The organism is Clostridium boliviensis, assembly GCF_033342255.1.
Taxonomy (GTDB): Bacteria; Bacillota; Clostridia; order Lachnospirales; family Lachnospiraceae; genus Lacrimispora; species Lacrimispora boliviensis.
On the sequence record NZ_JAWONS010000109.1, the window covers coordinates 253412 to 278414 of the forward strand.

Sequence of the window (25003 nt, forward strand, 5' to 3'; positions counted from 1 at the left end):
ATTGTAACTTTTAGCCAGTATTTGCTTGTGCTGGATATGACAGATATTATATAATAAAGCCAAAGTAACATTCTCTAATCGTATACTTGCGCTGCTTTGCTTATTTTAAAGGAGAATATATTTATGACTAGTAAAGAAATCATTAAAGAGATTATTGGACCTGTTTTAAGGCCCATTGGATTTGTATCTGGTGAAAACATAGATAGCTGCTGGTTTGTCAGGAAATTCAAAAACAGTAAGGGAGAAACGGCAAGGCAGGTGGTTGAGTTTAACAGCAAAGTATGGGAAAAAAAGCTGTTTATGGTCATTCATTGCTATTCAGGAAGAAACAGCAGCTACCAGACCAGTGATTTTGTGCCGGATAGCAGGGACGAGGGGATTACATATTCCTCAATAAGAGAATACAGACAGGCAGTAAAAACTTACGCGGAAATTCTGAACGTATATGGTCCGGATTTTTTCGAGAAGATTGCACAGCCGCCGGTGGACAATGATTATTTCCGGGAAGAAGATGACTTTAGACTTTTTGAAAAACATGAATTGTTAGCTAAAAAGTTTGCGACAGAGCATCATCTGGATCTGTCTGAGATCACGACGGAAGATGCAGTAAATATAATTAAAAAAATGATATTGGAAAAGCAGGGAGAGTCTTTTGAAAATTGCCGGGATTTGATTTTGGAATTGTCGGCGTTTTATGGATGTGTGCTGAAAAAGAGACATAGATGCATATGGGTGATGCATAACTGCAGAACACACTTTACATGTACGCTGGATTCCAGCTCCAAAACCATACCCTCAAGATACGTACATAATGACATCCATGTGGCATGGAAGAATGGTGTGGACAGGCTGGATTCCTTAATAATCTGATATTTTCATGTATAAACCAATTTTGAAGATGAGACCTGTAAATGCAAAAAAGTTGGTTATTATATGGGCTGCTGTCACCCAATTATAGCATATTCAATCCATTAAGGTCTTTCCAGCTTATATGAGAAATGATATAATGAAAAAAGCAAAGATAAAAACACAGCACATGGCGTTTGTCATGGTGATCCGGTTGGTAGTCCGGACGGAAACGGTTTACCTCCGTTTCTAAGTAACCCTCCTCCTGGTCGTCCGTTCTTTGTCGAAACAATAAAAGGAGGAATTGTTATGGACAAGGTTTCGGTTAGATTTTCAGTATTTTTTGAGGAGCCATTCTGGGTAGGCATTCTGGAGCGGGAAACGGATGGTAAGCTGTCTGTAAGTAAAGTTACATTTGGCGCAGAGCCTAAGGATTATGAGGTAAATGAATTTCTCCGCAAGAATTACTACAGGCTGAGGTTTAGTCCGGCTGTTGAAGCTTCTGTAAAAGCAAGCAGGAGGAATCCAAAACGGATTCTGAGGGAGGTACGCAGGCAGATTCAAAACACAGGAATCAGCACGAAATCCCAGCAGGCTTTGAAATTGCAGCAGGAAGAAGGAAAGCTGGAGCGTAAACTTTTATCCCGGGAAGCAAGGGAGACAAAAGCGCAGCAAAGGTTTGAACAGAAACAGCAAAAGAAAAAGGAGAAGCACAGGGGCAGATAATGCCCCTTTCTCTTTGGATAAAAACAGGAAGAGATTGTTTGTTGCGTGGTGCATGGCCAAAGGGTATAATTGAATCTATATTGACAAAAGCAGGTGAAAGAATGTACATAGCAGATTTACATATCCATTCCCGGTATTCCATGGCAACCAGTAAGGATTGCACACCGGAACAACTGGATCTCTGGGCCAGACGAAAGGGCATCGGGATTCTTGGCACCGGAGATTTTACTCACCCGGCATGGCGGGAGGAATTAAAAGAAAAACTGATTCCTGCGGAGGAAGGACTTTATGTGTTAAAGGCAGAGTACCGCCTGGAGGATGAAAGCACCTCTGATTCTCTGATTCCCCGTTTTGTTGTTACAGGAGAAATCAGTTCTATTTATAAAAAGAATGAAAAGACAAGAAAGGTACACAGCCTCATTCTGCTGCCTGGACTGGAAGCAGCAGAAAAACTCTCCATGGGACACCCCATTTCTCCCTGTTTGGAGCATGTTCTGGCTTTGATACGATAGAAGAGTGTTTCGAGGATCTGACACCCTATATACATACATTAGAAACCGGACTTTCTTCTGATCCTTCCATGATCTGGGGGATATCGGCTCTGGACCGTTTTCAGCTGATCTCCAATTCCGATGCTCATTCTCCGGCAAAGCTTGGCAGGGAAGCCAGTCTGTTAGACATTAATCTGTCCTTTGACAGACTTTCTCAGGCGTTAAATACGGGCAGAGGCTTAATGGGAACCATAGAATTTTTTCCTGAGGAAGGGAAATATTTCCATGACGGTCACAGAAAATGTGGTATTTGTTTCTCGCCTTCTGAGGCAGAGCAGCATTCAGGCAAGTGTCCGGTATGCGGCAGGAAGCTGACTATGGGAGTATCCCACCGGATCAGGCAGCTTGCTGACCGGGAAGAAGGGTTTGAGACGGCGCAGGGGAAGCCGTTTGAAAGTCTGGTACCGCTCCCAGAGGTGATTGCAGCCTGCCTTGGGTATTCGGCGGCAAGCAAAAAGGTTCAGAATCAGTATTTTGAACTTTTGCGCAGACTGGGACCGGAGTTTGACATCTTAAGAGCGGTTCCCCTGGAAGATATCAGACTGATATCGGATCCTTTGATTGCAGAGGGGGTAAGCCGGCTTCGGGAAGGAAACGTGAAACGGATACCGGGGTATGACGGGGAATATGGAATAATAAAGCTGTTTGATTCTGAAGAAATTTCCCCTGGCAAAAGATGAGGAAAGGAATACAACGCAGATGACAGAAGAGAAAGCTGTAGGGATTTAACATAATTACCGACAATGCATAAAAGGAGACGAGACAATGAAATTAATGTTTAAACAACGCTTTTTTTCCTGGTTTGACAGTTATGATATCTATGACGAGACTGGCAGTCCAGTTTTTACAGTCAGCGGTAAACCTGCCTGGGGACACAAACTGGAAATCTATGATAAAAACGGCAGTCATCTGGCTACTTTAAAAGAGCAGATATTTACGTTTCTTCCTCGGTTTTATATTATAATAAACGGTGAAACAGTTGGTACAATAACAAAAGAATTTACTTTTTTCAGGCCCTCTTTTAACATCGACTGTAATGGCTGGGAAGTAAAAGGCGATTTTTTTGAATGGGATTATTCGATACATTCCAGAGAGGGCCGTATTGTGGCGCAGATAGAAAAACAGCTGTTTCGATTTACGGATACATATATCATTGATGTAGAAGAGGAGAGAGATGCTCTGTTATCATTAATGGTGGTTCTTGCCATTGATGCTGTTAAATGCAGTCAGGATAATAAATAAAAATGAAGCACCGCTCCGCCATTCATTCAATCAGGTGGAACGGTGCTTTTTATGTGATATCAAATGTTAATCTGGCATATTTACATATAATTCTTTCCTGCTTCACAGTAACATAAAACAACTTCTTTCGGATAAATTTAAGAAATTGTAATAAATCAATGGATGCCAATCTGGAAATTATATGGTAATATAATATAGGACTACGCTGCCTTAAACGCAGTTTTTTTCATGAAACAATCGGATTTGAGTATGGAGGCCCAAATGAAGCAAAGGAAATTTCACTTACACTTAACATTGTTCGGAACATTGGTATTGGCACTGGTACTTGTTTTGCTGTTTCAGACCTTAAAAGGGAGAGCAGAGCCGATCTTCGATGATAATACCACAACCACGTATTATGCAAAAACTGTCCTTGGTACAGCGCCGGATTTAAAGGCAGAACGGTATTTTAATAAGGAGACCTACGATCTTTCCGGCTTCACATTTGATATCAGCCAGTGTGACTGGAATATAGCGGGTACATACAGGGTTCCGGTCATGTATGATGGAAAGAAAACCAATTGTGTAGTGCAGGTAGAAGTACGGGCCTCAGGGGAAGACATAACAGAGACGGCTTCAGATATTAATGAAAATGCGGTTTTAAGAGAGCAGTAAGGAGGGAACGGACATGGCGCATCAGAACTTAACTACCCTTTGCTACATTGAAGATGAGGGGCGCTATCTCATGCTTCACCGGATTAAAAAGAAGAATGATATGAATCAGGACAAATGGCTGGGAGTCGGCGGTCATCTGGAAGAGGGGGAAAGCCCGGAAGATTGCCTTTTAAGAGAAGTGAAAGAGGAGACCGGTCTGACTCTTTTATCTTATAAACTCAGGGGATTCATAACCTTTGTGTCAGATCAGTATCCTGATGTATATATGTTTTTATATACTGCGGACAGCTATGAAGGCTTACTGACAGACTGCCAGGAGGGAGTGCTTGAATGGGTGCCGGTTGAAAAGATCCACAGTCTTCCCATATGGGAAGGGGATCGTATTTTTTTTGAACTTTTAAAGGATCAGATTCCGTTTTTTTCTCTGAAAATGCAGTATCACAAAGAGGAATTAAAGGCCGCTTTTTTAAACGGAGCACCACTGGAACTTTTGGAAGAAAGGGATATCAATGGGCAGACCACCGGTGCGGTGCGGGCCCGCTTTATGATGCACCGGGATGGAATGCTTCATGGAACCTCCCATGTATGGATTGTGAGACCCAATGATAAAAGCGGATTTGATCTGCTTTTGCAGAAACGAAGTGCAGGCAAGGATGCTTATCCCGGATGTTACGACATTTCTTCTGCAGGGCACATTCCGGCAGGTGATGATTTTCTTGTATCGGCTGTCAGGGAGCTGTCAGAAGAACTGGGGCTTGATGCAGAACCGGAGGAGCTTGCCTATGTAGGACTTCATGAGGAACAGGAAGAAGCTGAATTTTACGGCAGACTGTTCCGTAATCACGAAGTCAGCCATGTTTATGTATATGAAAAACCGGTGGATGAATGTCAGCTAGTGCTTCAGAAAGAAGAAGTGGAATCAGTACTCTGGATGGATTATGAGGAATGCTTAAGTCAGATGAGAGACGGAACTCTGGTTCACTGTTTAAATGAAAAAGAGCTTTACATGCTTGCGCAGTGGTACCAGAAAAAGGGATTGACCGGACAAGATAAATTGTGATATAGTAGAAGAATCATAGAAAACAGGAAGTGTGTTTATGTTAATTGTGTCCTATCATGGAGCGTAAATCAGAATCATAATTTGAACAGGAATATGAAACAGAAGGAAGGCAGTTTTTTGCACTCCTTAGTTTGTGTACCTGTTTAGCCCATGAAGATACAAAACTGACTGACAGGATTATTGGACCTGTAGGACGAGGATTTGTAGTCTTACAGGTCTTTTTTTGTGTATCAAAACAGGCCTGGCTGATTGCTCCATGAATCTATAGTAACTTAATAAAGACAGATCAGGGAGAATAACATGAATCACACATTTAAGATATTAGAGTTTAACCGAATTTTAGATAAATTAGAAGAACTGGCTCTTACAGATGGTGCAAAAGAACAGATCAGGAATTTAACTCCGGAACTGAACGAAGCCAGGGTGAGGAAAAATCTTCGGGACACCACGCAGGCAAGAATGATCCTGGACCGTATGGGGCTGCCGCCGGCAGTGGCCATGAACGGCCTTTTGGCGATTTTTAAATCCGTTATGCAGGAAAGTCTTTTGATGCCGGAGGAATTGGAATTCATCGGAACCATGTTGACAGGGGTAAAGCGATATAAGGATTACTTAAACCGATGCAAATATTTACAATTGAGTCTGGCCTATTATGAAGAGAACTTAAATCCGTTAGAGGACCTTGCAAAGGAATTATATGAAAGTATCAGGAACAAGCGGGTGGATGACTCGGCCAGCAAATATTTAAGAAGCATTCGCCAGGATATCGTCCGTATGGAAGAGAAGCTGAGAACAAAGGCTGAGACCATGCTTCGGGGCAATAAAAAGTATTTTTCTGATTCCTATGTTACCATCAGGAATGGTAAGATATGCCTGCCGGTGAAAAAGGAATACAAACCGGCGGTGCCGGGAAGCGTCATTGACCAGTCCGCTACCGGTTCCACCCTGTTTATAGAACCATCTGCCATTTCTGTGTTAAATGGAGAACTGGAGAATTTAAGAATTGAAGAGGAGAATGAAACCAGGAGAATTCTCTATACTCTTACAGCTCTGGTAGAAGAACAACTGCCAGTACTCACAGAGAACATGCAGGTCCTGGAGAAACTTGATTTCCTTTTTGCAAAAGCAAAACTCAGTGCGGATATGAATGGAGTGGAGCCGGAGATCCGTACAGAACGGATTATACAGATTGTCGAGGGGCGTCATCCGTTTATGAACCCGGATCAGGTGGTCCCTTTAAACTTTGAACTGGGGAAAAATGGCAGAGGAATTGTTATAACAGGACCCAACACAGGAGGTAAAACCGTTTCCATTAAGACGGTAGGGCTTTTTTCCATCATGGCCCAGTGCGGACTTCATATACCATGCAAAGAAGGACAGCTCAGTCTGTTTAACCAGGTGCTCTGTGACATCGGAGATGGTCAGAATATAACGGAAAACTTATCCACCTTTTCATCCCACATCGTAAATGTGCTGGGTATTCTTGAAAAAGCAGACCGGGAAAGCCTTGTGATACTGGATGAACTGGGGTCAGGAACCGATCCTGCAGAAGGAATGGGAATTGCGATTGCCATACTGGAAGAGTTAAGAAGGTGCGGCTGCTTATTCCTTGCAACCACCCACTATCCCGAAGTGAAAACCTATGCAAAAGAAGCGGAAGGAGTCACCAATGCACGTATGGCGTTTGACCGGGAATCCTTAAGACCTTTATACAGACTGGAAATCGGAGAGGCGGGAGAGAGCTGCGCTTTATATATAGCAGGAAGGCTGGGTATGCCGGAACACATGATAAAACGGGCGGAGCGGTATGCCTATGGGATTCAGGAGACGGAACCGGAGCCGGAAAGAAAACGGGAAGCCCATCAAAGATCCGGAGGTCCCAGAATAGAAAATATAAAAAAGTTATCAGATAATCAGATCGCCATGCAGACGAAATTTACCATTGGTGACAGTGTGCTTGTTTTACCGGATAAAAAAATCGGAATTGTCTGCACACCTGCCAATGATAAGGGTGTGGTCCGGGTTCAGATGCCGGATAAGAAGATCTGGATTAACCACAAGCGGATTAAGCTGTTAGTCGCAGCCGAAGAGCTTTACCCGGAAGATTATGATTTTTCGATTCTGTTTGATACGGTGGAAAACAGAAAAGCAAGGCACAAAATGGAAAAAGGGTATCAGGAAGGTCTGGAGATCCGCAATGACGGGGCTGAGACCCTCCCGAAGTAAATTAACAAGGTTTTGGAGGATCGCAGTTTTTTTTGCGGTCCTCTTCACAAATCCTGTAATCGTAAGGCAGCTCAAACGGATCATCGTTTAATTCAGCCAGTATTAGCCGGAAAATCTGTACATGGCACAGTTCGTCTGCTATAATCCGGTTTAAGATGGCTTTGATTCGGCAGTCATGAATCCACTGGCATTGCCACTGGTATTTCTTGATTGCTTCCAGCTCTCCGTTCAAGGCATTGGATACCAAAGCCCCGATATTGGTGGGATAATGATTACAGGAAGGACTCCAGTATCTCATGCGCCCATTTTGCCAGCTCCATAGCCGGGGATCCGTTCCCAGCATAATACAAAGCTCGCCGAAGACATTGAGATGATGCATCTCCTCAATGCTGATTCTGTGAAAACATTCTGCAATATCATAAAAATACCGTTTCGTAATCATACTGTTGTATACATATAGGCTGATTGCGGACATTTCCGAATTACAGTCCCCGATATTGGATAGCATGGCTTTGGCATAAAGTTCATTGACCGTCACAATTTCAACAGCAGGCCAGGGGGATTTGTCAGCAAAAACAAGAGTAGAAAGATCCATTTAATACCTCCCATAGAGTTGTTCTATTAAAATATATCAGCAGACCAAGGGAGTATGACTGAAATAATCATAAGAAAAGAAAGGCGGTGGTTCGATGAATGACGAACGATCATTCCAAAGAGCACTGGAGGAGTTTAATCCCATTAACCAACAGGAAGAAGCAGATAAAAGACTGTTTTTAAAACTTCTGTCAGAAGGAGATTCCATATTCTTCCGGGAAAATGCGGCTGCTCATATCTCAGCTTCTGGCTGGGTGGTGAATCAGACCATGGATCAGGTGCTTATGGCATATCATAATATTTATCATTCCTGGGCATGGACCGGGGGTCATGCAGACGGAGAAAAAGATCTTTTATCCGTTGCCGTACGGGAAGCGAAAGAGGAGACCGGAATCAGGACTGTTACGCCTGTGATGGATAAAATCTTTTCCCTGGAAGTTTTAACAGTAGATGGACACGAAAAGAACGGCGTCTACGTTTCTTCCCACCTTCATCTGAATGTGACCTACTTACTGAAGGGGGATGACAGAGAGCACATCAGAAGCAAGGAGGACGAAAACAGCAAAGTCGGCTGGTTTTCATTCAATAAGTGTCTGGAAGCAGTCAATGAACCGTGGATGAAGGAACGTATCTATAAAAAGTTGATAAAAAAAATGGAAATGCTGTTTCCATTTGTTAGATTTTGATTTATAATAAAGATATCAATGGATGAAGTTTTGCCAGATAAGACAGCGAGGTGTTATATATGAAAATTGTTTATGCAATCGTCAGTTCCGATGATGGAAACCGGGTGACCGACGTTCTGAATGAACACCAGTTCAGTGTCACAAAACTTGCCACAACAGGCGGTTTCTTAAAAAAAGGCAACTCAACATTAATGATCGGTACCGATGACGGACAGGTAGAAGAAGTTATCACGCTGATCAAGGATACTTGTGGTAAACGTCAGAAAATTACATGCAACGTTCCTGCACCTAATATCGCCTCAGTATCAGCTGGATATATGATGATGCCCATGACTGTGGAGCTGGGCGGAGCTACTATATTTGTTACAGATGTAGAACGTTTTGAGAAAATTTAATGATATGACAAAGGGATTGCGCAGCAATCCCTTTTCGTAACAGGAGGAATTTATATGTCAGAAACCAAACGGGTATTTATAATTGTACTGGACAGTTTTGGAATCGGTGAGGCACCGGATGCAGCGGAGTTCCATGACGAGGGGAGCAACACCCTTGGAACCATCGCAAAAGCAGAAGAATTTTATACTCCGAATCTGAAAAAAATGGGTATGTTTAATATTGATGGTGTAACAGCCGGTGAAAAAGAGAAGGAACCGGCAGGGTCCTTCGGAAGAATGACCGAGCGGTCCCAGGGAAAGGATACCACCATCGGCCACTGGGAGATCGCTGGGATTATTTCAGAGGAGCCTCTTCCCACTTATCCCCAGGGGTTTCCGGATGAAGTTCTTGATGAGTTTAAGAAGCAGACTGGAAGAGGTGTTCTCTGCAATAAGCCTTACTCCGGCACAGATGTTATCCGGGATTTTGGCAAGCAGCACGTAGAGACCGGGGATTTAATTGTCTATACTTCTGCAGACAGCGTTTTTCAGATCGCTGCCCATGAGGAAGTGGTGCCGCTTAATGAACTGTATCGTTACTGTAAGATTGCCAGAGAGATCTTAAAAGGAATACATGGTGTGGGCAGAGTCATCGCCAGACCTTTTATCGGCGTATATCCTGATTATAAAAGGACGCCCCACCGTCACGATTTTTCCCTTATTCCGCCTAAGACCACCATGCTTGACTGCCTGGATAAAGCCGGTCTTGATACCATCGGAGTAGGAAAAATCTACGATATTTTTGCAGGAAAGAGCATTCAGAAAACCACATCCATCGTGAACAATAACGATGGGATGGTACAGACATTGAAAGCACAGCAGGATGATTTCCGTGGGCTCTGTTTCGTAAATCTGGTGGATTTTGATATGGTTTACGGCCACCGCAACGATGTAAAGGGATATGCAAAAGCAGCCACTGAGTTTGACGTTCAGCTTGGACAGTTTATGGAAGCTATGAGACCAGATGATGTTTTAATCATTACTGCAGATCACGGCTGCGACCCGGGTACTCCCAGCACGGACCATTCCAGGGAATATACCCCCATGCTAATCTATGGACAGGGCATTAAAGCGGGAGTTTCCATCGGAACAAGAGATACCTTTGCGGATATCGCAGCTACGGTATTGGATTTATTTGGATTAGAGGGAGAAATTGCCGGAACCAGCTTTTTAGGTGAAGTGGCAAAATAACAGGAGGTGTTTCATTGAAGCTTGACGAGACGATAGTCCGGATGCTGACAGAGGAAGCTTACCAGGCACAGAAAAAGGCGTATGTTCCTTACTCTGGTTTCATGGTGGGCGCTGCACTTCTTGCAAAGAACGGGACTGTATACAAGGGCTGCAACATCGAGAATGCATCTTTTTCACCTACCAACTGTGCAGAACGTACGGCGTTTTTCAAGGCTGTGTCTGAAGGTGTGAAGGAGTTTGATGCCATTGCAATTGTAGGAAATAAAAGAGGGGAAAAGGGAGATATCTGCCCTCCGTGCGGTGTCTGCCGTCAGGTGATGGCAGAATTCTGTGACCCGGACGAATTCCAGGTAATCCTGGCAGCAGAAGACAAGAATGCTGTCTACACATTAAGAGAACTGCTTCCCCTGGGATTTACAAAGAAAGATCTGGAATCCGACGGAACATGAGGGAGGTTTAATGAAATATGAGGATGTATGATTTAATTTCTAAGAAACGAAACGGAGAGACCTTAACAGAAGGAGAAATCCGTTCCATGATTGATGGCTATGTAAGGGGAGAAATCCCGGATTATCAGATGTCTGCCATGCTGATGGCAATTTATTTCAGAGGAATGAGCGATACAGAAACTGCAGTCCTTACAGATGCAGTTGCCCATTCCGGAGACATGGTGGATTTAACTCCAATTGAAGGTATTAAAGTGGATAAGCATTCCACCGGAGGCGTAGGAGACAAAACGACGCTTGTTGTTGCTCCCATTGTGGCAGCCTGCGGTGTTAAGGTAGCGAAGATGTCAGGAAGGGGACTTGGCCATACAGGCGGAACAGTGGATAAGCTGGAATCCATTCCGGGCATGAGAACAACGCTGACAGAGGAAGAATTCTTTGATGTTGTCAATACCACCGGACTGTCAGTGATCGGACAGTCCGGCAATCTGGCACCTGGAGATAAAAAACTGTATGCGCTCAGAGATGTTACCGCAACCGTGGAGAGCATTCCCCTGATTGCAGCTTCCATTATGAGCAAGAAACTGGCAGCAGGAAGTGACTGTATTCTTCTTGATGTGAAAACCGGAAGCGGTGCATTTATGAAGACGCTTGAAGACTCTGTTACTCTGGCTGAAAAGATGGTGGCAATCGGAGAGCATGCAGGAAAGAAGACCATGGCTCTCATTACCAATATGGACATTCCCCTTGGTAATCTAATTGGAAACAGCCTGGAGGTCATAGAAGCCGTAGAGACCTTAAAGGGCAGGGGACCGGAAGATTTAACAGAGGTCTGCCTGAATCTGGCGGCCGGAATGCTCTGGCTGGCAGGTAAGGGAACTGAGGAGGAATGTATGGCTATGGCGAGGAAGGTGATTTCAGACGGCAGTGCCTTAAATCGTCTGGCAGCCATGGTGAAAGCCCAGGGAGGAGACCCCTCCGTGATCTCAGACCCAGCCCTTTTTGCGAAAGCACCGTTTCAACGGGAAGTAAAGGCAATCAGAAAAGGATATCTGGCACATATGAACACAGAACAGTGTGGAATTGCGTCTTCCATGCTGGGGGCAGGAAGGATCACCAAAGAAAGCCTCATTGATTATACAGCAGGTATCGCGCTGAAGAAGAAGGTGGGGCAGGAAGTGGAGGAAGGCGAAACTATTGCCATACTCTACACCTCCAGACAGGAGTTGTTTGACGCCGCAGAAGAGGAATTTGTGAAGGCAGTTACCCTTTCCGGAATAAGACCGGAACCGGAACCTCTTATTTATGCAAGAGTGACCAGAGAAGGCGTGAAGAACCTCATAGGATAGAAAGGATAAGACAATGACCGATTTAGAGATGTTAAAATATGTAGACCATACCCAGTTAAAGGCGTTTGCCACATGGGAGGATATAAAAGAACTGTGTAAGGAGGCTGTGGAATATAAAACTGCCACGGTATGCATTCCCCCCTGCTATATCAGCCGGGCACACAAGGAATTTCCAACCCTTGCAATCTGTACCGTCGTAGGCTTCCCGCTTGGTTATTCCGTAACGGAGTCTAAGGTACTGGAGACGAAAAAAGCCATTGAAGACGGAGCACAGGAAGTTGATATGGTAGTCAATATCAGCGACGTAAAAAACAGGGATTACAAAAAGGTAGAAGATGAGATTGCAGAGCTTAAAAAAGCTGTTGGCGATAAGGTTCTAAAGGTGATTATAGAAGCCTGCTATCTAACTGAGGAAGAGAAGATTGCCATGTGCAAGGCTGTTACCGAAGCGGGAGCTGATTATATCAAGACATCCACCGGATTTGGAACTGGTGGTGCGACTCTTGAGGATATCGAACTATTTAAAAAGTATATCGGACCAGATGTGAAGATCAAAGCAGCCGGGGGAGTCCGGACTCTGGAAGATTTAAGGGCTTTCATTGAAGCGGGCTGCGACCGTGTGGGAGCAAGTGCGGCGGTAAAGCTGGCGGCACAGAATAAATAAAGTAATGCATGGAAGAAATACCCCTAAAATATCTGACAGTATGGAACTGAAGCTTGTTTAGGAGTATTATTTTCTGACAAATATATAAAATGTACCAATAATGTTCCGCCGTTCCTTGGGTATTTTTCACGAAAATGTGTAAAATATCAAAAAACACTGACAAAATATCTCGAAAAGTGTTACACTATAAGTATAGACTTATACTATTTTATGTAACAGTGTGTTGGTATTCTGACAGGAGGAATGAATAATGTTTCAGGTAAATGATTTAGTTGTATTCGGCAGCCATGGAATCTGTGAGGTAAAGGAGATAGGGAATCTATGCATGTTTGCGGCAGATGATGAGAGAACCTACTATACCTTAAAGCCTCTCTATGAAGATCATCAAAGTGCCGTTTACACGCCTGTAGATAACCTAAAAACAACCATCAGACCCGCTGCGACCAGGGAGGAAGCAATGAATCTCATTGATCATATACCTAGTATTGAGACAATCTGGGCTATGGATGAAAGAGAGCGGGAAGGTATTTTTAAAGATATCATGCTCAAATGTGAGTGTACCGGGTGGATGCAGATTGTAAAGACCCTGTATTTGAAGAAGAAAAAGAGACTTGCAGAGGGAAAGAAGAACACTGCTAAGGATGATTTCTATTTTAATAAGGCAGAGGATCTGCTGTATGGGGAACTGGCAGCAGCACTGGAAGTGGATAAAGAAGGAATTAAGGATATGGTCATAAGCCGTGTCTATTCGGAAGAAGTAAATTAAAAGATGTCCTCCCGCAGTAACTGGGAGGACATCTTTTCCGTTAATGATAGATTTTTTTTTGTTCATAAATGGGTTCGCAGGTAAGGTGAATCCCCAATTTCTTAAATGTCTTTACATCTACATCAGAAAGCAGGACAGATGTGTGGGCATCTGTTCCTTTTAATTTAGGAAGCTGCTCCAGCGCGATCTGTGCATTGACATCAGTAGCTGCAGAAGCGGACAGCGCAATCAGCACCTCATCGGTGTGAAGCCTTGGATTTCTGCTTCCTAAATACATTACCTTTAGTTTTTGAATCGGTTCAATGGCAGATGGTGAAATTAAATGAACATCGTGTGGAATATTACCCAAAATCTTTATGGCATTTAACAAAAGGGCTGCAGAGGCTCCCAGTAAATGGGTGGTTTTTCCTGTCACAATGGTACCGTCATCCAGTAAAAGCGCAGCGGCAGGCGATCCGTTTTTTTGGGCAAGTTCATTAGCGGCACCTACGGTTTTTCTCTTTTCCGTACTAATTTTGGCCTGCTTCATCAAAAGCTCGATTTTATATACCTCATCCTTAGATCCCATGTCTTTCGCCAGACGGGACAAAGCCTGATAATACCGTCTGATGATTTCCTGTCGGGAGGCTTCCCTGCAGATTTCGTCATCTACGATACAATGGCCTGCCATATTCACACCCATATCAGTAGGGGATTTGTAGTGGCATTCTCCATAGATTCCTTCAAAGATAGCGATTAATACCGGGAAAATTTCCACATCCCGGTTATAATTTACCGTAGTTTCTCCATAAGCTTCCAAATGGAAGGGGTCGATCATATTCACGTCATTTAAATCGGCAGTAGCAGCTTCGTATGCCAGATTCACCGGATGCTTAAGTGGAATATTCCAGATGGGAAAGGTCTCAAATTTGGCATATCCGGCTTTGATTCCCCGCTTGTTTTCATGATAGAGCTGTGACAGGCAGGTTGCCATCTTTCCACTGCCAGGTCCCGGTGCAGTTATGATGACGAGAGGTCTGGAAGTTTCTATATAATCATTTCTTCCAAATCCTTCATCACTGACGATGAAGGGAATGTTAGCGGGATATCCGTCAATGATATAATGGCGGTATACTTTAATCCCCATAGATTCCAACTTTCCTTTGAACAGATCTGCAGCTTTCTGGCCGGAGTACTGAGTGATAACAACACTTCCAACATACAGTCCCTCGTCGGTAAAAGACTGGATTAGGCGGAATACATCCACATCATACGTGATCCCAAGATCATGGCGGATCTTGTTCTTTTCAATGTCAGCTGCGCTGATGGCAATCACGATCTCTGCCTGTTCAGAAAGCTGCATCAGCATGCGAAGCTTGCTGTCCGGTTCAAATCCTGGAAGCACCCTGGAAGCGTGGTAATCGTCAAAGAGTTTTCCGCCGAATTCCAGATAGAGTTTATCCCCGAACTGGCTGATCCGCTCCTTGATATGCTCTGACTGCATGGTTAAATACTTGTTGTTATCAAATCCTGGTTTCATTTGTCCCTCCGTGGCATGTTCATTTTCACAATACTATCGATTGTAACATAGAACCCTGTAAAATGCCATGGCTTTTATCTGTCCATATTTGCTGGAAAGTCTTTACAACACGCTCTAAACGTGTTAAAACGTTGTAGTAAGAAGGAGGAGAATCATGTTTAAAATAGGAAGAAACGATCCGTGCTGGTGCGGCAGCGGAAAGAAATATAAAGCCTGTCATCTGGAGTTTGACAGAAAACTTGAGAACTACGAAATCATGGGGGAGGAGGTGCCGGATCACTCCATGATTAAAACACCGGCCCAGATTGAAGGAATACGCCGCGCAGGCGTAGTTAACAATCAGATTCTTGATCTGGTAGGAGAGAAGATCCGTCCAGGAATCAGTACCGAGGATTTAAATACTCTGGTCCACGAAACGACCCTCCGTATGGGCGGAATTCCAGCGCCCCTTAACTTTGAGGGATATCCCAAAAGCGTCTGTACATCTATTAATGAGGTGGTCTGCCATGGGATCCCTGATCCAAAACGGATTTTAAAAGAAGGGGACATTATTAACGTGGATGTAACCACCATTGTGGACGGCTATTACGCAGACGCCTCCAGAATGTACTGCATGGGAGAAGTATCCCCGGAAGCCGAAAGACTGGTCCGTGTCACAAAAGAAAGCGTGGATCTGGCCTTAAAAGAGGCCAGAGCATGGGGACACTTAGGAGATATCGGTGCGGTCATTTCAGAATATATCTATGCCAATGGCTTTACGGTGGTGAGAGAGATCGGCGGTCATGGGGTAGGAGTAGAATTTCATGAGGAGCCATGGGTCAGCCATATCGGAACAAGAGGTACGGATATGCTTTTGGTTCCGGGAATGATTTTTACCATTGAGCCTATGGTTAACGCTGGAAAGGCCGATGTGGTGCAGGATGATACCGATGGCTGGACCATCTATACAAAGGATGGAAGTTTGTCAGCACAGTGGGAGTATACCATATTAATTACAGAGGAAGGGCCGGAGGTGCTTGCCAGATAATGGAGGAAAAACGCTGCTTTTGGGTGGATGAATCATCCCCCATCTATGTGAAATACCATGATGAGGAATGGGGAGTCCCTGTTTACGACGATCAGAAGCTGTATGAGATGTTTCTATTAGAAACCTTTCAGGCAGGGCTTTCCTGGATTACCGTGTTAAAAAAACGGGAAGCGTTCCGGGAGGCCTTTGACGGATTTAATCCGGAAAAGGTTTCTGCATACAAAGAAGAGAAGTTAAATGAGCTGATGGAGAACCCAGGCATTATCAGAAACAGAAGAAAAGTCGAGGCTGCCGTAAAGAACACCCGTATATTCATAGCAATACAAAAGGAATTCGGATCATTTTCAAACTATTTATGGGGATTTACAGACGGGGAAATCATTGTGAACCAGGATGATAATTTTTCGGTAAAAACAGACCTGTCTGACCAGATATCAAAGGATATGAAAAAAAGAGGCATGTCATTTGTGGGATCTGTAACCATCTATTCCTATCTTCAGGCGGTGGGAATAGTCAATGACCACGAGCTGTCATGCATCTGCAGGCAGAAGCCGGTCTATGAAATAACTGGTTATTAAGAGACGAATCACACTGCTGCATCCGGAATATTAAATTTTTATTTGGAAAATTTTACAAAATGTGGTAAAATATTAAATAATTATTACAAAGAGACACTGAAAACCATAGAGAAAGAGAAAGTGAAATGATGAAACGATGGCTTTTGGCAGTAATTGTATGCTCATTAGTAGCAGCCGGATGCGGTAGATACAAAGAATTACCCGAGACAATAGAAAGCGGTAAGACCAGTGATGAAGTGACGGAGGATTCCAGTGAAAGCACCCAGGCAGAGACTGTGGGGACATCAGTGCTCCCACAGAAAAAGCCGGTTAAAGTAAAAGGAATCTATATCTCTGGATATATGGCGGGATCGGAGGGCTTTCAGGCCATCCTTGATAAGGTTAAGGGTACGGAAATCAACGCTGTCGTGATTGATGTAAAGAACGATGACGGCAGAATTACATTTGCTATGGACGATGCTCCCACAGTGAAGGAAATCGGTGCGGAGAAAAAGTATATCCGGGACATGCCGGCTATGATGGCCCAGTTAAAAGAAAGAGGAATCTATACCATTGCCAGGGTAGTTGCGTTCAGGGATCCTTATCTGGCGGAGCAGAAGCCTGAGTGGAGCCTGAAAAATAAAGATGGAAGTCTGCACAGAGATAATCAGGGACTTGCCTGGGTAAACCCCTATTGTCCTGAAGTCTGGGATTATCTGGTTGAGGTGGGAGAAGCCGCATCAGAGGCCGGCTTTGATGAAGTTCAGTTTGACTATATCCGGTTTTCCACAGACAGCTCGATGAAGCAGGTAGCCTTTGACGAAAATGAGACTAAGGGCCGTTCAAAAACAGATATTATTACAGAATTTATTCAATATGCCTATGAGAAACTCTCTGCCCGCAATATTACGGTTTCTGCCGATGTGTTCGGAACCATCATAGGAAGTAATGTGGATGCCCAGGCGGTAGGACAGGTTTACAGTGACATGGCAGACCATCTTGATTATATCTGTCCCATGATTTATCCATCCCATTATGGTGACGGCAATTTCGGTATTGACCATCCGGACACAAAACCTTACGATACCATTCGTGCAGCTTTAAATCTTTCCAAGAGTGATCTGGAAAAGACCCGTAAGGATGGAGCCAGCCAGGCGATTGTCCGTCCGTGGCTTCAGGATTTCACGGCTTCTTATCTGAAACATCACATATCATACGGGAAAAAGGAAGTAAGAGACCAGATAAAGGCTGTTTACGATGCTGGCTATGACGAGTGGATTCTTTGGAGCGCTTCCAACCGGTACACCTGGGATGCCTTGCTGTCAGAGGAAGAGGCTAAAGAGGAAGCAGAGAAAATAGCCCGGTTGAGAGCGACGGAGGAAGAAGAATCGAAAGCGGCGGCTGAAGCCAAAGCAGAAGCTGAGGCAAAAACTGCGGTTGAGACAAAAGCGGCTGCAGAGACAAAACCGGTACCGTACAAAGTTGAGAGCCAGGCGGAAAAGAGTCTGGAGGGATCGGTTGCGGCAGAAGAGACAGCTGCACAGGAATCCCAGGCTGGGGAAGAGTCACAGAAGAGCAAAAAAAGGAGTAAGCCGCCTGTTGTGATCGTGACCACAGGCGGTTCCAGAAATGAAAAGTGAGGAAAGCGATGGAGAGAACACCAAGACCAGGAGAATTCTACAGACATTTTAAGGATAAGATGTATCAGGTGATAGCGGTTGCCATTCATTCCGAAACAAGAGAGAAGATGGTGGTATATCAGGCTCTGTACGGAACCTTTGATGTTTATGTACGTCCTCTCTCCATGTTCACCAGTGAGGTGGATCATGAAAAATACCCGGATGTTCTTCAGAAATACCGGTTTGAACGGGTTGACTTAGCGGCAGCCAGTGATGAGAGCCAGCCGGAAGAAGAACAGAAAGAAGAGACAACGAAAAAAGAGACAACGAAAGAAGAACATGACGGTCCCAACAAAAATCTGCTTGCATTTCTTGACGCAGAGACGTATTATGAGAAGTTAGAGGTATTAAGGACCTTAAAAGATAAGTTTACGGCGGAAGAGCTTCTTGCGATCTGCGAGATTATGGATATCGGGAGAGCGGATTCGGAGCCGGAAGAGAAGTATTATGCAGTGGAGCGTTATTTAGAACTGCAGATCAAATACGACGGAACAAGATTGAGGTGATTCGAACCAGGTGGACCACATCGAATTTAATATAGAAGAAGAGTTGAAAAAACTGCCGTCCCAGCCTGGCGTGTATATTATGCACGATAAGCGGGACGAAATTATCTATGTGGGAAAAGCGATCAGCTTAAAGAACAGGGTCAGGCAGTATTTTCAAAGCAGCAGAAATAAGACGGCAAAGATCGAACAGATGGTGTCGAGAATCGCCCGTTTTGAATACATTATAACAGACTCAGAGCTGGAAGCGCTTGTGCTGGAATGCAATTTAATCAAGGAGCACCGGCCCCGTTATAATACCATGTTAAAGGATGATAAGACTTATCCTTACATTAAGGTTACCGTGTACGAGGAATTTCCCAGGGTTCTGTTTTCCAGAGATATGAAGAAGGATAAAAGCAGGTATTTTGGCCCCTATACCAGTGCAGGAGCGGTGAAAGATACCATTGAGCTGATTCACAAGCTGTATCAGATCAGGACCTGCAGCCGTAATCTTCCCAGAGATATCGGGAAGGAAAGACCCTGCTTAAACTATCATATCAAGCAGTGTCAGGCGCCCTGCCAGGGATATATCAGTCAGGAAGATTATGGAGTGTCCATAAGTAAGGTGATTGATTTTCTTGGAGGGAAATACGCTCCGGTCATTACCATGCTGGAAGAAAAGATGCAGGCTGCATCGGATGAGATGGATTATGAAAAAGCCATTGAATACAGAGATTTGTTAACCAGTGTAAAACAGATCGCCCAAAAACAGAAGATCACGGACAGCGGTATGGAAGACCGGGATATAATAGCCATGGCAAAAGATGAAAAAGATGCTGTGGTCCAGGTCTTTTTTGTGCGTGAAGGGAAACTGATCGGAAGAGAACATTTTCATGTGAATGTAGCCACGGCAGAAGATAATGGTCAGATTTTAACCAGCTTTGTGAAACAGTTCTATTCAGGAACACCCTTTGTACCAAGAGAGATATGGGTGCAGACCCAGCTTGAGGAAGATGGCGTGATCGGGGAATGGCTGTCTGCCAAACGGGGACAGAAGGTTAAACTTATGGTTCCTAAGAAAGGGCAGAAAGAACGCCTTATGGAGCTGGCAGAAAAGAATGCGGCTCTGGTGCTTTCCCAGGATAAGGAAAAGATCAAACGGGAAGAGCTTCGCACGGTAGGCGCCATGAATGAAGTGGGAAGTCTTTTGGGACTTTCTGATGTAAAACGGATTGAGGCATTTGATATTTCCAATATAAGCGGTTTTGAGTCGGTAGGGTCCATGATCGTGTATGAAAACGGCAGACCCAAACGCAATGATTACAGGAAATTCAAGATTAAGTGGGTAAAGGGAGCCAACGATTACGCTTCCATGAATGAGGTCCTGACCAGAAGATTTTCCCACGGTTTACAGGAAGCAGAAAGCTTAAGGGAAAAGGGTGTTGAAGAAGAATTAGGAAGCTTTACCCGTTTCCCTGACTTGATCATGATGGATGGAGGAAAAGGGCAGGTGAACATCGCCCTGGAGGCGTTGGAGCGGCTGGGGCTTGTCATTCCTGTATGTGGAATGGTAAAAGATGACAATCACCGGACCAGGGGGCTGTACTATAACAATGTGGAAATTCCCATTGACCGGCATTCGGAAGGGTTTAAACTGATCACACGAATTCAGGATGAAGCCCACCGGTTTGCCATAGAATATCACAGAAGTTTAAGAAGCAAAGGGCAGGTAAAATCCATACTCGATGATATTCCCAATATCGGACCTGGCAGAAGAAAGGCTTTAATGCGCCGGTTTAAGGGTCTGGAAGCAGTGAGAGAGGCTACGCTTGAGGAACTGGAAGCAACGGAAGGTATGAATTCCCGCTCTGCTAAAAGCGTGTATGAATTCTTTCATAATTAGTCCCACAGCTTTTCAAAACATAAAATCTGTGTTAGTATGAAAAAAAACAGATGAAAAGGAGCATTTCACCATGCATGGAGTAGCAATCACAGATCTGATTGAAAAAATGAATCTCCGGAATATGACCCCGGAGATCGATGCGGAGAAAATTGTGCTCAGCCACCCGGATGTAAACCGTCCGGCTCTTCAGCTGGCCGGTTTTTTCGATCACTTTGATAATGAACGGGTTCAGATAATCGGATATGTAGAGCAGGAATATATCCACCAGATGAATCATGAAAGAAAGATGGAGATGTACGACAAGCTGCTCTCCTATCAGATTCCGTGCCTGGTATACAGCCGCAGTCAGAGTCCGGATGAGGATTTGCTGGCACTCTGCAACCATTATGGAATCCCATGCCTTGTTTCGGATAAGACCACCTCTGATCTGATGGCAGAAGTTATCCGATGGCTGAAGGTGAAGCTGGCACCCTGTATCAGTATTCACGGCGTTTTAGTTGACGTATTTGGTGAAGGTGTGCTGATTATGGGAGAGAGCGGCATCGGTAAAAGCGAAGCGGCACTGGAGTTAATTAAAAGGGGACATCGTCTTGTAACGGATGACGTGGTAGAGATCCGCAAGGTGAGTGACGATACCTTAATTGGAAGTGCACCGGAAATCACAAGGCATTTTATTGAATTACGCGGAATCGGAATTATTGATGTGAAGACATTGTTCGGTGTGGAAAGCGTAAAGGACACTCAGTCCATAGATATGGTTATTAAGCTGGAAGACTGGGATAAGGATAAAGAGTACGACAGACTGGGAATTGAGGACAATTATACGGAGTTTTTAGGAAATCAGGTGGTATGCCATTCCATTCCTGTACGTCCGGGCCGTAATCTGGCCATTATCGTTGAATCAGCTGCCGTCAATTACAGACAGAAGAAGATGGGGTACAACGCGGCGCAGGAATTATATAACCGCGTACAGGCAAACCTTTCTAGAAAACAGGATGATTGAGGTGTCTGATGACTGGAATTTATGAAAAACTTCTTGGTGCGACCGATAAAAACCATATAAAAGCAGGAGAAGAGATGCGCAGGCATACCTCTTTCCGGGTTGGGGGACCGGCAGACTGCTTTGTTACTCCTGGAGATGAACACGAGCTTGCTGCAGTTATTAAGATCTGCAGACAGGAAAAAGTGCCTTATTTTATATTAGGCAACGGAAGTAATCTTCTGGTGGGGGATCAGGGTTTTGACGGGGTGGTTATCTCTATGGACAGCTTTAATGTCTGTGATGTAAATCAGGAGACAGGGATGATAAAAGCCGGAGCAGGTCTTTCTCTGGCGAGAATTGCACAGGAAGCATATAAGGCATCACTGACAGGCTTTGAGTTCGCTGCCGGAATTCCGGGAACACTGGGGGGAGCCGTAGTCATGAATGCCGGTGCATATGGTTCGGAGATGAAAGAGGTACTGCGCAGCGTAAGAGTGGTTACAGGGGATGGACAGATCAAAGAAATCCCTGCCTGCGAGCTTTCTCTGGGTTACCGGACCAGCTGCATTATACCAAACCAGTATGTGGTGTCAGAAGCATTTCTTCGGTTAAAAGAAGGCGATCCGGTTTCTATCAAAAACCGTATGGATGAACTGGCACGCAGAAGAAAAGAAAAACAGCCTCTGGAATTTCCCAGTGCAGGTAGTACCTTTAAGCGCCCGGAAGGACATTATGCCGGGAAGCTGATTGAAGATGCCGGGCTTCGGGGATTCTCCGTAGGAGGTGCTCAGGTTTCAGAGAAGCACTGCGGATTTGTGATCAATAAGGATCAGGCTACTGCTGCGGATATTATAGCCCTGTGCGAAGAAGTAAAAAGCAGGGTATACAAAAATTCCGGAGTGATGCTTGAGATGGAAGTAAAGACACTGGGGAAGTTTTAACGGAGCAAAGGAGTAAACAGTGAGGCTTGTAATTGTGACAGGCATGTCAGGTGCGGGGAAGACACAGGCGCTCAAGATGTTGGAGGATATGGGATTTTATTGTGTGGATAATCTTCCCATACCGCTTATTGAGACATTTGCAGAGCTGACCTTAAAGAATCCTCAGGGAATCCAGAACGCCGCACTGGGAATTGACATCAGAAGCGGGGAAGACTTATCGGTTTTAAACAGGATCTTTGATGAATGGTCCAGAAACCGTGTGCCGTTTGAGATTCTTTTCCTGGATGCCGGAGATGAAATACTAATTAAGCGGTATAAGGAAACCAGAAGAGCCCATCCCCTTGCAGCAGGCGGAAGAATTGACAGCGGAATAAAAAAAGAACGTGGGAAGCTTGCTTTCTTAAAGGAAGAAGCGGATTATATCATCGATACCAGCAAGCTTCTCACAAAAGAACTGAGGCAGGAACTGGAAAAGATTTTTATGAAGCATGAATCTTACCGGAATCTATACATTACCATTCTTTCCTTCGGTTTTAAATATGGAATTCCATCCGATGCTGATCTGGTGTTTGATGTGAGATTTCTGCCCAATCCCTATTATGTGGATGAGCTGAAAAACAGGACAGGGGAAGAAAAAGCAGTGCGGGACTATGTGATGCAGCATGGAACCGCTGATCTGTTTTTGAACAAGCTTTATGATATGCTGGAATTTCTTCTTCCCAACTATGTTCTGGAGGGAAAGAACCAGCTGGTGATTGCCATCGGCTGTACAGGAGGTAAGCATCGTTCCGTAACCATCGCAAAAGCGGTTTATGAAAAATTTAGATCAAGAGCAGAATTTGGTATTAAAATCGAACATCGGGATATTGATAAGGATAATACAGGAAAAAAGGTGGTCTAGGTATGTCGTTTTCTTCTAAACTAAAAGAAGAGCTTTCCAGGCAGATCAGCCCGGCAAGGCATTGTCAGATCGCAGAAATGGCTGCGATCATCAGCCTTTGCGGTAAGATAATCATATCGGAAGAAGACCGCTATACAATTAAAATTCATACAGAAAATGTGGCAGTTGCAAGAAAGTACTTTACATTATTGAAAAAAACATTTAATATTAGTACTGATGTCTCTATTAGAAGAAATGCCTACTTAAACAGAAACCGTACGTTTACAGTGACAATCCGGGAACACGAGGATGCCATTCGGGTACTTCATGCAACAAAGCTCCTTGACGAGAACGGGGAAGTAGGAGAGAATTTAAATGTAGTGAAGAACGTGGTGATCCAGCAGTCCTGCTGCAGGAGAGCATTTATACGCGGGGCATTCCTTTCATCAGGATCGATCAGTGATCCGGAGAAGTTCTATCATTATGAAATCGTATGTACTACAGAAGAAAAAGCAGAGCAGTTAAAGTCTATTATTGCAACCTTTGAGCTTGACGCAAAGATCGTAAAGAGAAAGCGGTATTTTGTAGTCTATATCAAGGAGGGCAGCCAGATTGTTGATATTTTAAATGTTATGGAGGCTCCGATTACTTTAATGGAGCTGGAGAACATCAGAATATTAAAGGACATGCGCAACAGCGTAAACAGGCAGGTTAACTGTGAAACTGCTAATATTAATAAAACGGTATCAGCTGCCGTAAAGCAGATAGAAGATATAGAATATATCAAAGATACAATCGGACTTAAGGATCTTCCGGACAACTTAAGGGAGATTGCCAGAGAGAGACTGGAAAGACCGGACGCAACATTAAAAGAGCTTGGAGAAGCTCTGGACCCTCCTGTTGGTAAATCAGGAGTGAACCACCGACTTAGAAAGCTTTGTGATTTAGCAGGGCGGCTGCGCGGGACAGGCGTGGGCAGCGGAGCGGAACAGATCCGTTCAGAGGAATGAGGAGGATAATTATGGTAAGAAAAACAGTCACCGTGGAACTTGCATCAGGCTTGGAAGCGAGACCAGTTGCTATGCTGGTTCAGGTTGCCAGCCAGTATGAAAGCAATATTTATGTTGAAATTGAATCAAAAAGAGTGAATGCCAAAAGTATTATGGGAATGATGACTCTCGGTCTTGCAGCTGGAGAGCAGATCACAATTACTGCAGACGGAGCCGATGAAGAAATTGCAGTCGGTGAGATTGAGAAATACTTAAGCAATCAGGAATAATATTTTGGATAATAATGTGTTTTGAGGCGGAGACTGCCATTGTCTGACAATGGAAGCTCCGCCTCTTATATCTTCTTTTTTAATTGCTGAATTGAAAAAGTGAATTCCAGTGATCCTTATTTTGGGGCATATGCAGAGACCTAACGGGTGATATGCCCCAAATAGCATAGAAGGGATCATGAAATTGAAGAAATGGGGCATATGCAGGAAAAAGATTTCACCTATGCCCCGCAGCTAAAGAACGGTGGGGCATAAATAAGGTGAAGATAGCTGATATGTCCCCAATAGTGATAGAGAAGGTCGGAAAGTTGGAGAA

At 44.3% G+C, this 25003-nt stretch carries 25 protein-coding genes and 1 pseudogene; 24 read left to right on the forward strand and 2 right to left on the reverse strand.

Features of this window, described 5'->3' with window-relative positions:
* The first annotated feature begins 123 nt into the window (after positions 1-123).
* The 7 genes and pseudogenes from RZO55_RS07650 to RZO55_RS07680 all read left to right on the forward strand — a co-directional run bounded on the left by RZO55_RS07650 (position 124) and on the right by RZO55_RS07680 (position 7305).
* The gene (locus RZO55_RS07650; protein ID WP_318063687.1) at positions 124-870 is read left to right on the forward strand and encodes a hypothetical protein; all 747 of its coding nucleotides are present in this window, start codon (positions 124-126) and stop codon (positions 868-870) included.
* Positions 871-1155: 285 nt separating this feature from the next.
* A complete protein-coding gene (locus tag RZO55_RS07655; RefSeq protein ID WP_318063688.1) occupies positions 1156-1572 on the forward strand; it encodes a YjdF family protein in 417 nt (138 codons plus the stop codon).
* A gap of 101 nt (positions 1573-1673) precedes the next feature.
* A pseudogene (locus tag RZO55_RS07660) lies at positions 1674-2785 on the forward strand (endonuclease Q family protein); the annotation flags it as partial.
* Between the two features lie 103 nt (positions 2786-2888).
* Positions 2889-3365: an LURP-one-related/scramblase family protein gene (locus tag RZO55_RS07665; protein ID WP_318063689.1), complete on the forward strand. Its 477-nt coding sequence runs from the start codon at positions 2889-2891 to the stop codon at positions 3363-3365.
* A gap of 261 nt (positions 3366-3626) precedes the next feature.
* On the forward strand, positions 3627-4019 hold the full coding sequence (locus tag RZO55_RS07670; protein ID WP_318063690.1) for a ty transcription activator TEC1: 393 nt from the start codon (positions 3627-3629) through the stop codon (positions 4017-4019).
* Positions 4020-4032: 13 nt separating this feature from the next.
* The gene (locus RZO55_RS07675; protein ID WP_318063691.1) at positions 4033-5079 is read left to right on the forward strand and encodes an NUDIX domain-containing protein; all 1047 of its coding nucleotides are present in this window, start codon (positions 4033-4035) and stop codon (positions 5077-5079) included.
* A gap of 300 nt (positions 5080-5379) precedes the next feature.
* Positions 5380-7305: an endonuclease MutS2 gene (locus RZO55_RS07680; RefSeq protein ID WP_318063692.1), complete on the forward strand. Its 1926-nt coding sequence runs from the start codon at positions 5380-5382 to the stop codon at positions 7303-7305.
* Between the two features lies 1 nt (position 7306).
* On the opposite strand, the gene RZO55_RS07685 is transcribed toward RZO55_RS07680, so the two are convergent.
* On the reverse strand, positions 7307-7900 hold the full coding sequence (locus tag RZO55_RS07685) for a ferritin-like domain-containing protein (RefSeq protein ID WP_318063693.1): 594 nt from the start codon (positions 7898-7900) through the stop codon (positions 7307-7309).
* 94 nt (positions 7901-7994) lie between these two features.
* Here RZO55_RS07685 and RZO55_RS07690 point away from each other — a divergent pair, with 94 nt between their 5' ends.
* From RZO55_RS07690 to RZO55_RS07720, 7 genes are all read left to right on the forward strand, one after another.
* Positions 7995-8585: an NUDIX hydrolase gene (locus RZO55_RS07690; RefSeq protein WP_318063694.1), complete on the forward strand. Its 591-nt coding sequence runs from the start codon at positions 7995-7997 to the stop codon at positions 8583-8585.
* 59 nt (positions 8586-8644) lie between these two features.
* The gene (locus RZO55_RS07695) at positions 8645-8980 is read left to right on the forward strand and encodes a cyclic-di-AMP receptor (protein ID WP_097002766.1); all 336 of its coding nucleotides are present in this window, start codon (positions 8645-8647) and stop codon (positions 8978-8980) included.
* A gap of 54 nt (positions 8981-9034) precedes the next feature.
* Positions 9035-10210, forward strand: a complete 1176-nt coding sequence (locus RZO55_RS07700; protein ID WP_318063695.1) for a phosphopentomutase — start codon at positions 9035-9037, stop codon at positions 10208-10210.
* A 41-nt stretch (positions 10211-10251) separates the two neighbouring features.
* On the forward strand, positions 10252-10659 hold the full coding sequence (locus RZO55_RS07705; protein WP_318063724.1) for a cytidine deaminase: 408 nt from the start codon (positions 10252-10254) through the stop codon (positions 10657-10659).
* Positions 10660-10676: 17 nt separating this feature from the next.
* Complete coding sequence (locus RZO55_RS07710; protein WP_318063696.1) at positions 10677-12005, forward strand: pyrimidine-nucleoside phosphorylase; 1329 nt, start codon at positions 10677-10679, stop codon at positions 12003-12005.
* A gap of 13 nt (positions 12006-12018) precedes the next feature.
* A complete protein-coding gene (gene deoC / locus RZO55_RS07715) occupies positions 12019-12669 on the forward strand; it encodes a deoxyribose-phosphate aldolase (protein WP_318063697.1) in 651 nt (216 codons plus the stop codon).
* Positions 12670-12919: 250 nt separating this feature from the next.
* A complete protein-coding gene (locus RZO55_RS07720) occupies positions 12920-13435 on the forward strand; it encodes a CarD family transcriptional regulator (protein WP_318063698.1) in 516 nt (171 codons plus the stop codon).
* A 40-nt stretch (positions 13436-13475) separates the two neighbouring features.
* On the opposite strand, the gene RZO55_RS07725 is transcribed toward RZO55_RS07720, so the two are convergent.
* Complete coding sequence (locus RZO55_RS07725; RefSeq protein WP_318063699.1) at positions 13476-14954, reverse strand: DUF1846 domain-containing protein; 1479 nt, start codon at positions 14952-14954, stop codon at positions 13476-13478.
* Between the two features lie 154 nt (positions 14955-15108).
* On the opposite strand from RZO55_RS07725, the gene RZO55_RS07730 reads away from it, so the two are divergent.
* The 10 genes from RZO55_RS07730 (at position 15109) to RZO55_RS07775 (ending at position 24687) form a co-directional block, all read left to right on the forward strand.
* Entirely contained in the window at positions 15109-15981 is an 873-nt protein-coding gene (locus RZO55_RS07730) for a methionyl aminopeptidase (RefSeq protein WP_318063700.1), read from the forward strand.
* On the forward strand, positions 15981-16559 hold the full coding sequence (locus tag RZO55_RS07735; RefSeq protein WP_318063701.1) for a DNA-3-methyladenine glycosylase I: 579 nt from the start codon (positions 15981-15983) through the stop codon (positions 16557-16559). The genes RZO55_RS07730 and RZO55_RS07735 overlap by 1 nt, the downstream gene beginning before the upstream one ends.
* Before the next feature lie 125 nt (positions 16560-16684).
* Complete coding sequence (locus tag RZO55_RS07740) at positions 16685-18178, forward strand: putative glycoside hydrolase (RefSeq protein WP_336624276.1); 1494 nt, start codon at positions 16685-16687, stop codon at positions 18176-18178.
* A gap of 8 nt (positions 18179-18186) precedes the next feature.
* Positions 18187-18723 (forward strand): DUF1653 domain-containing protein, encoded by a 537-nt coding sequence (locus tag RZO55_RS07745; protein ID WP_318063702.1) that lies wholly within the window; start codon positions 18187-18189, stop codon positions 18721-18723.
* 10 nt (positions 18724-18733) lie between these two features.
* Positions 18734-20605 carry an excinuclease ABC subunit UvrC gene (gene uvrC / locus RZO55_RS07750; RefSeq protein WP_318063703.1) on the forward strand — a complete coding sequence of 624 codons (1872 nt, stop codon included), beginning with the start codon at positions 18734-18736 and terminating at the stop codon, positions 20603-20605.
* Between the two features lie 70 nt (positions 20606-20675).
* Positions 20676-21608 (forward strand): HPr(Ser) kinase/phosphatase, encoded by a 933-nt coding sequence (gene hprK, locus RZO55_RS07755; protein WP_318063704.1) that lies wholly within the window; start codon positions 20676-20678, stop codon positions 21606-21608.
* An 8-nt stretch (positions 21609-21616) separates the two neighbouring features.
* Entirely contained in the window at positions 21617-22528 is a 912-nt protein-coding gene (murB, locus tag RZO55_RS07760) for a UDP-N-acetylmuramate dehydrogenase (RefSeq protein ID WP_318063705.1), read from the forward strand.
* A 19-nt stretch (positions 22529-22547) separates the two neighbouring features.
* Positions 22548-23429: an RNase adapter RapZ gene (rapZ, locus tag RZO55_RS07765; RefSeq protein WP_318063706.1), complete on the forward strand. Its 882-nt coding sequence runs from the start codon at positions 22548-22550 to the stop codon at positions 23427-23429.
* Positions 23430-23431: 2 nt separating this feature from the next.
* Complete coding sequence (gene whiA, locus RZO55_RS07770; protein ID WP_318063707.1) at positions 23432-24418, forward strand: DNA-binding protein WhiA; 987 nt, start codon at positions 23432-23434, stop codon at positions 24416-24418.
* A gap of 11 nt (positions 24419-24429) precedes the next feature.
* A complete protein-coding gene (locus RZO55_RS07775; protein ID WP_318063708.1) occupies positions 24430-24687 on the forward strand; it encodes an HPr family phosphocarrier protein in 258 nt (85 codons plus the stop codon).
* The last annotated feature ends 316 nt before the right edge of the window (positions 24688-25003 follow it).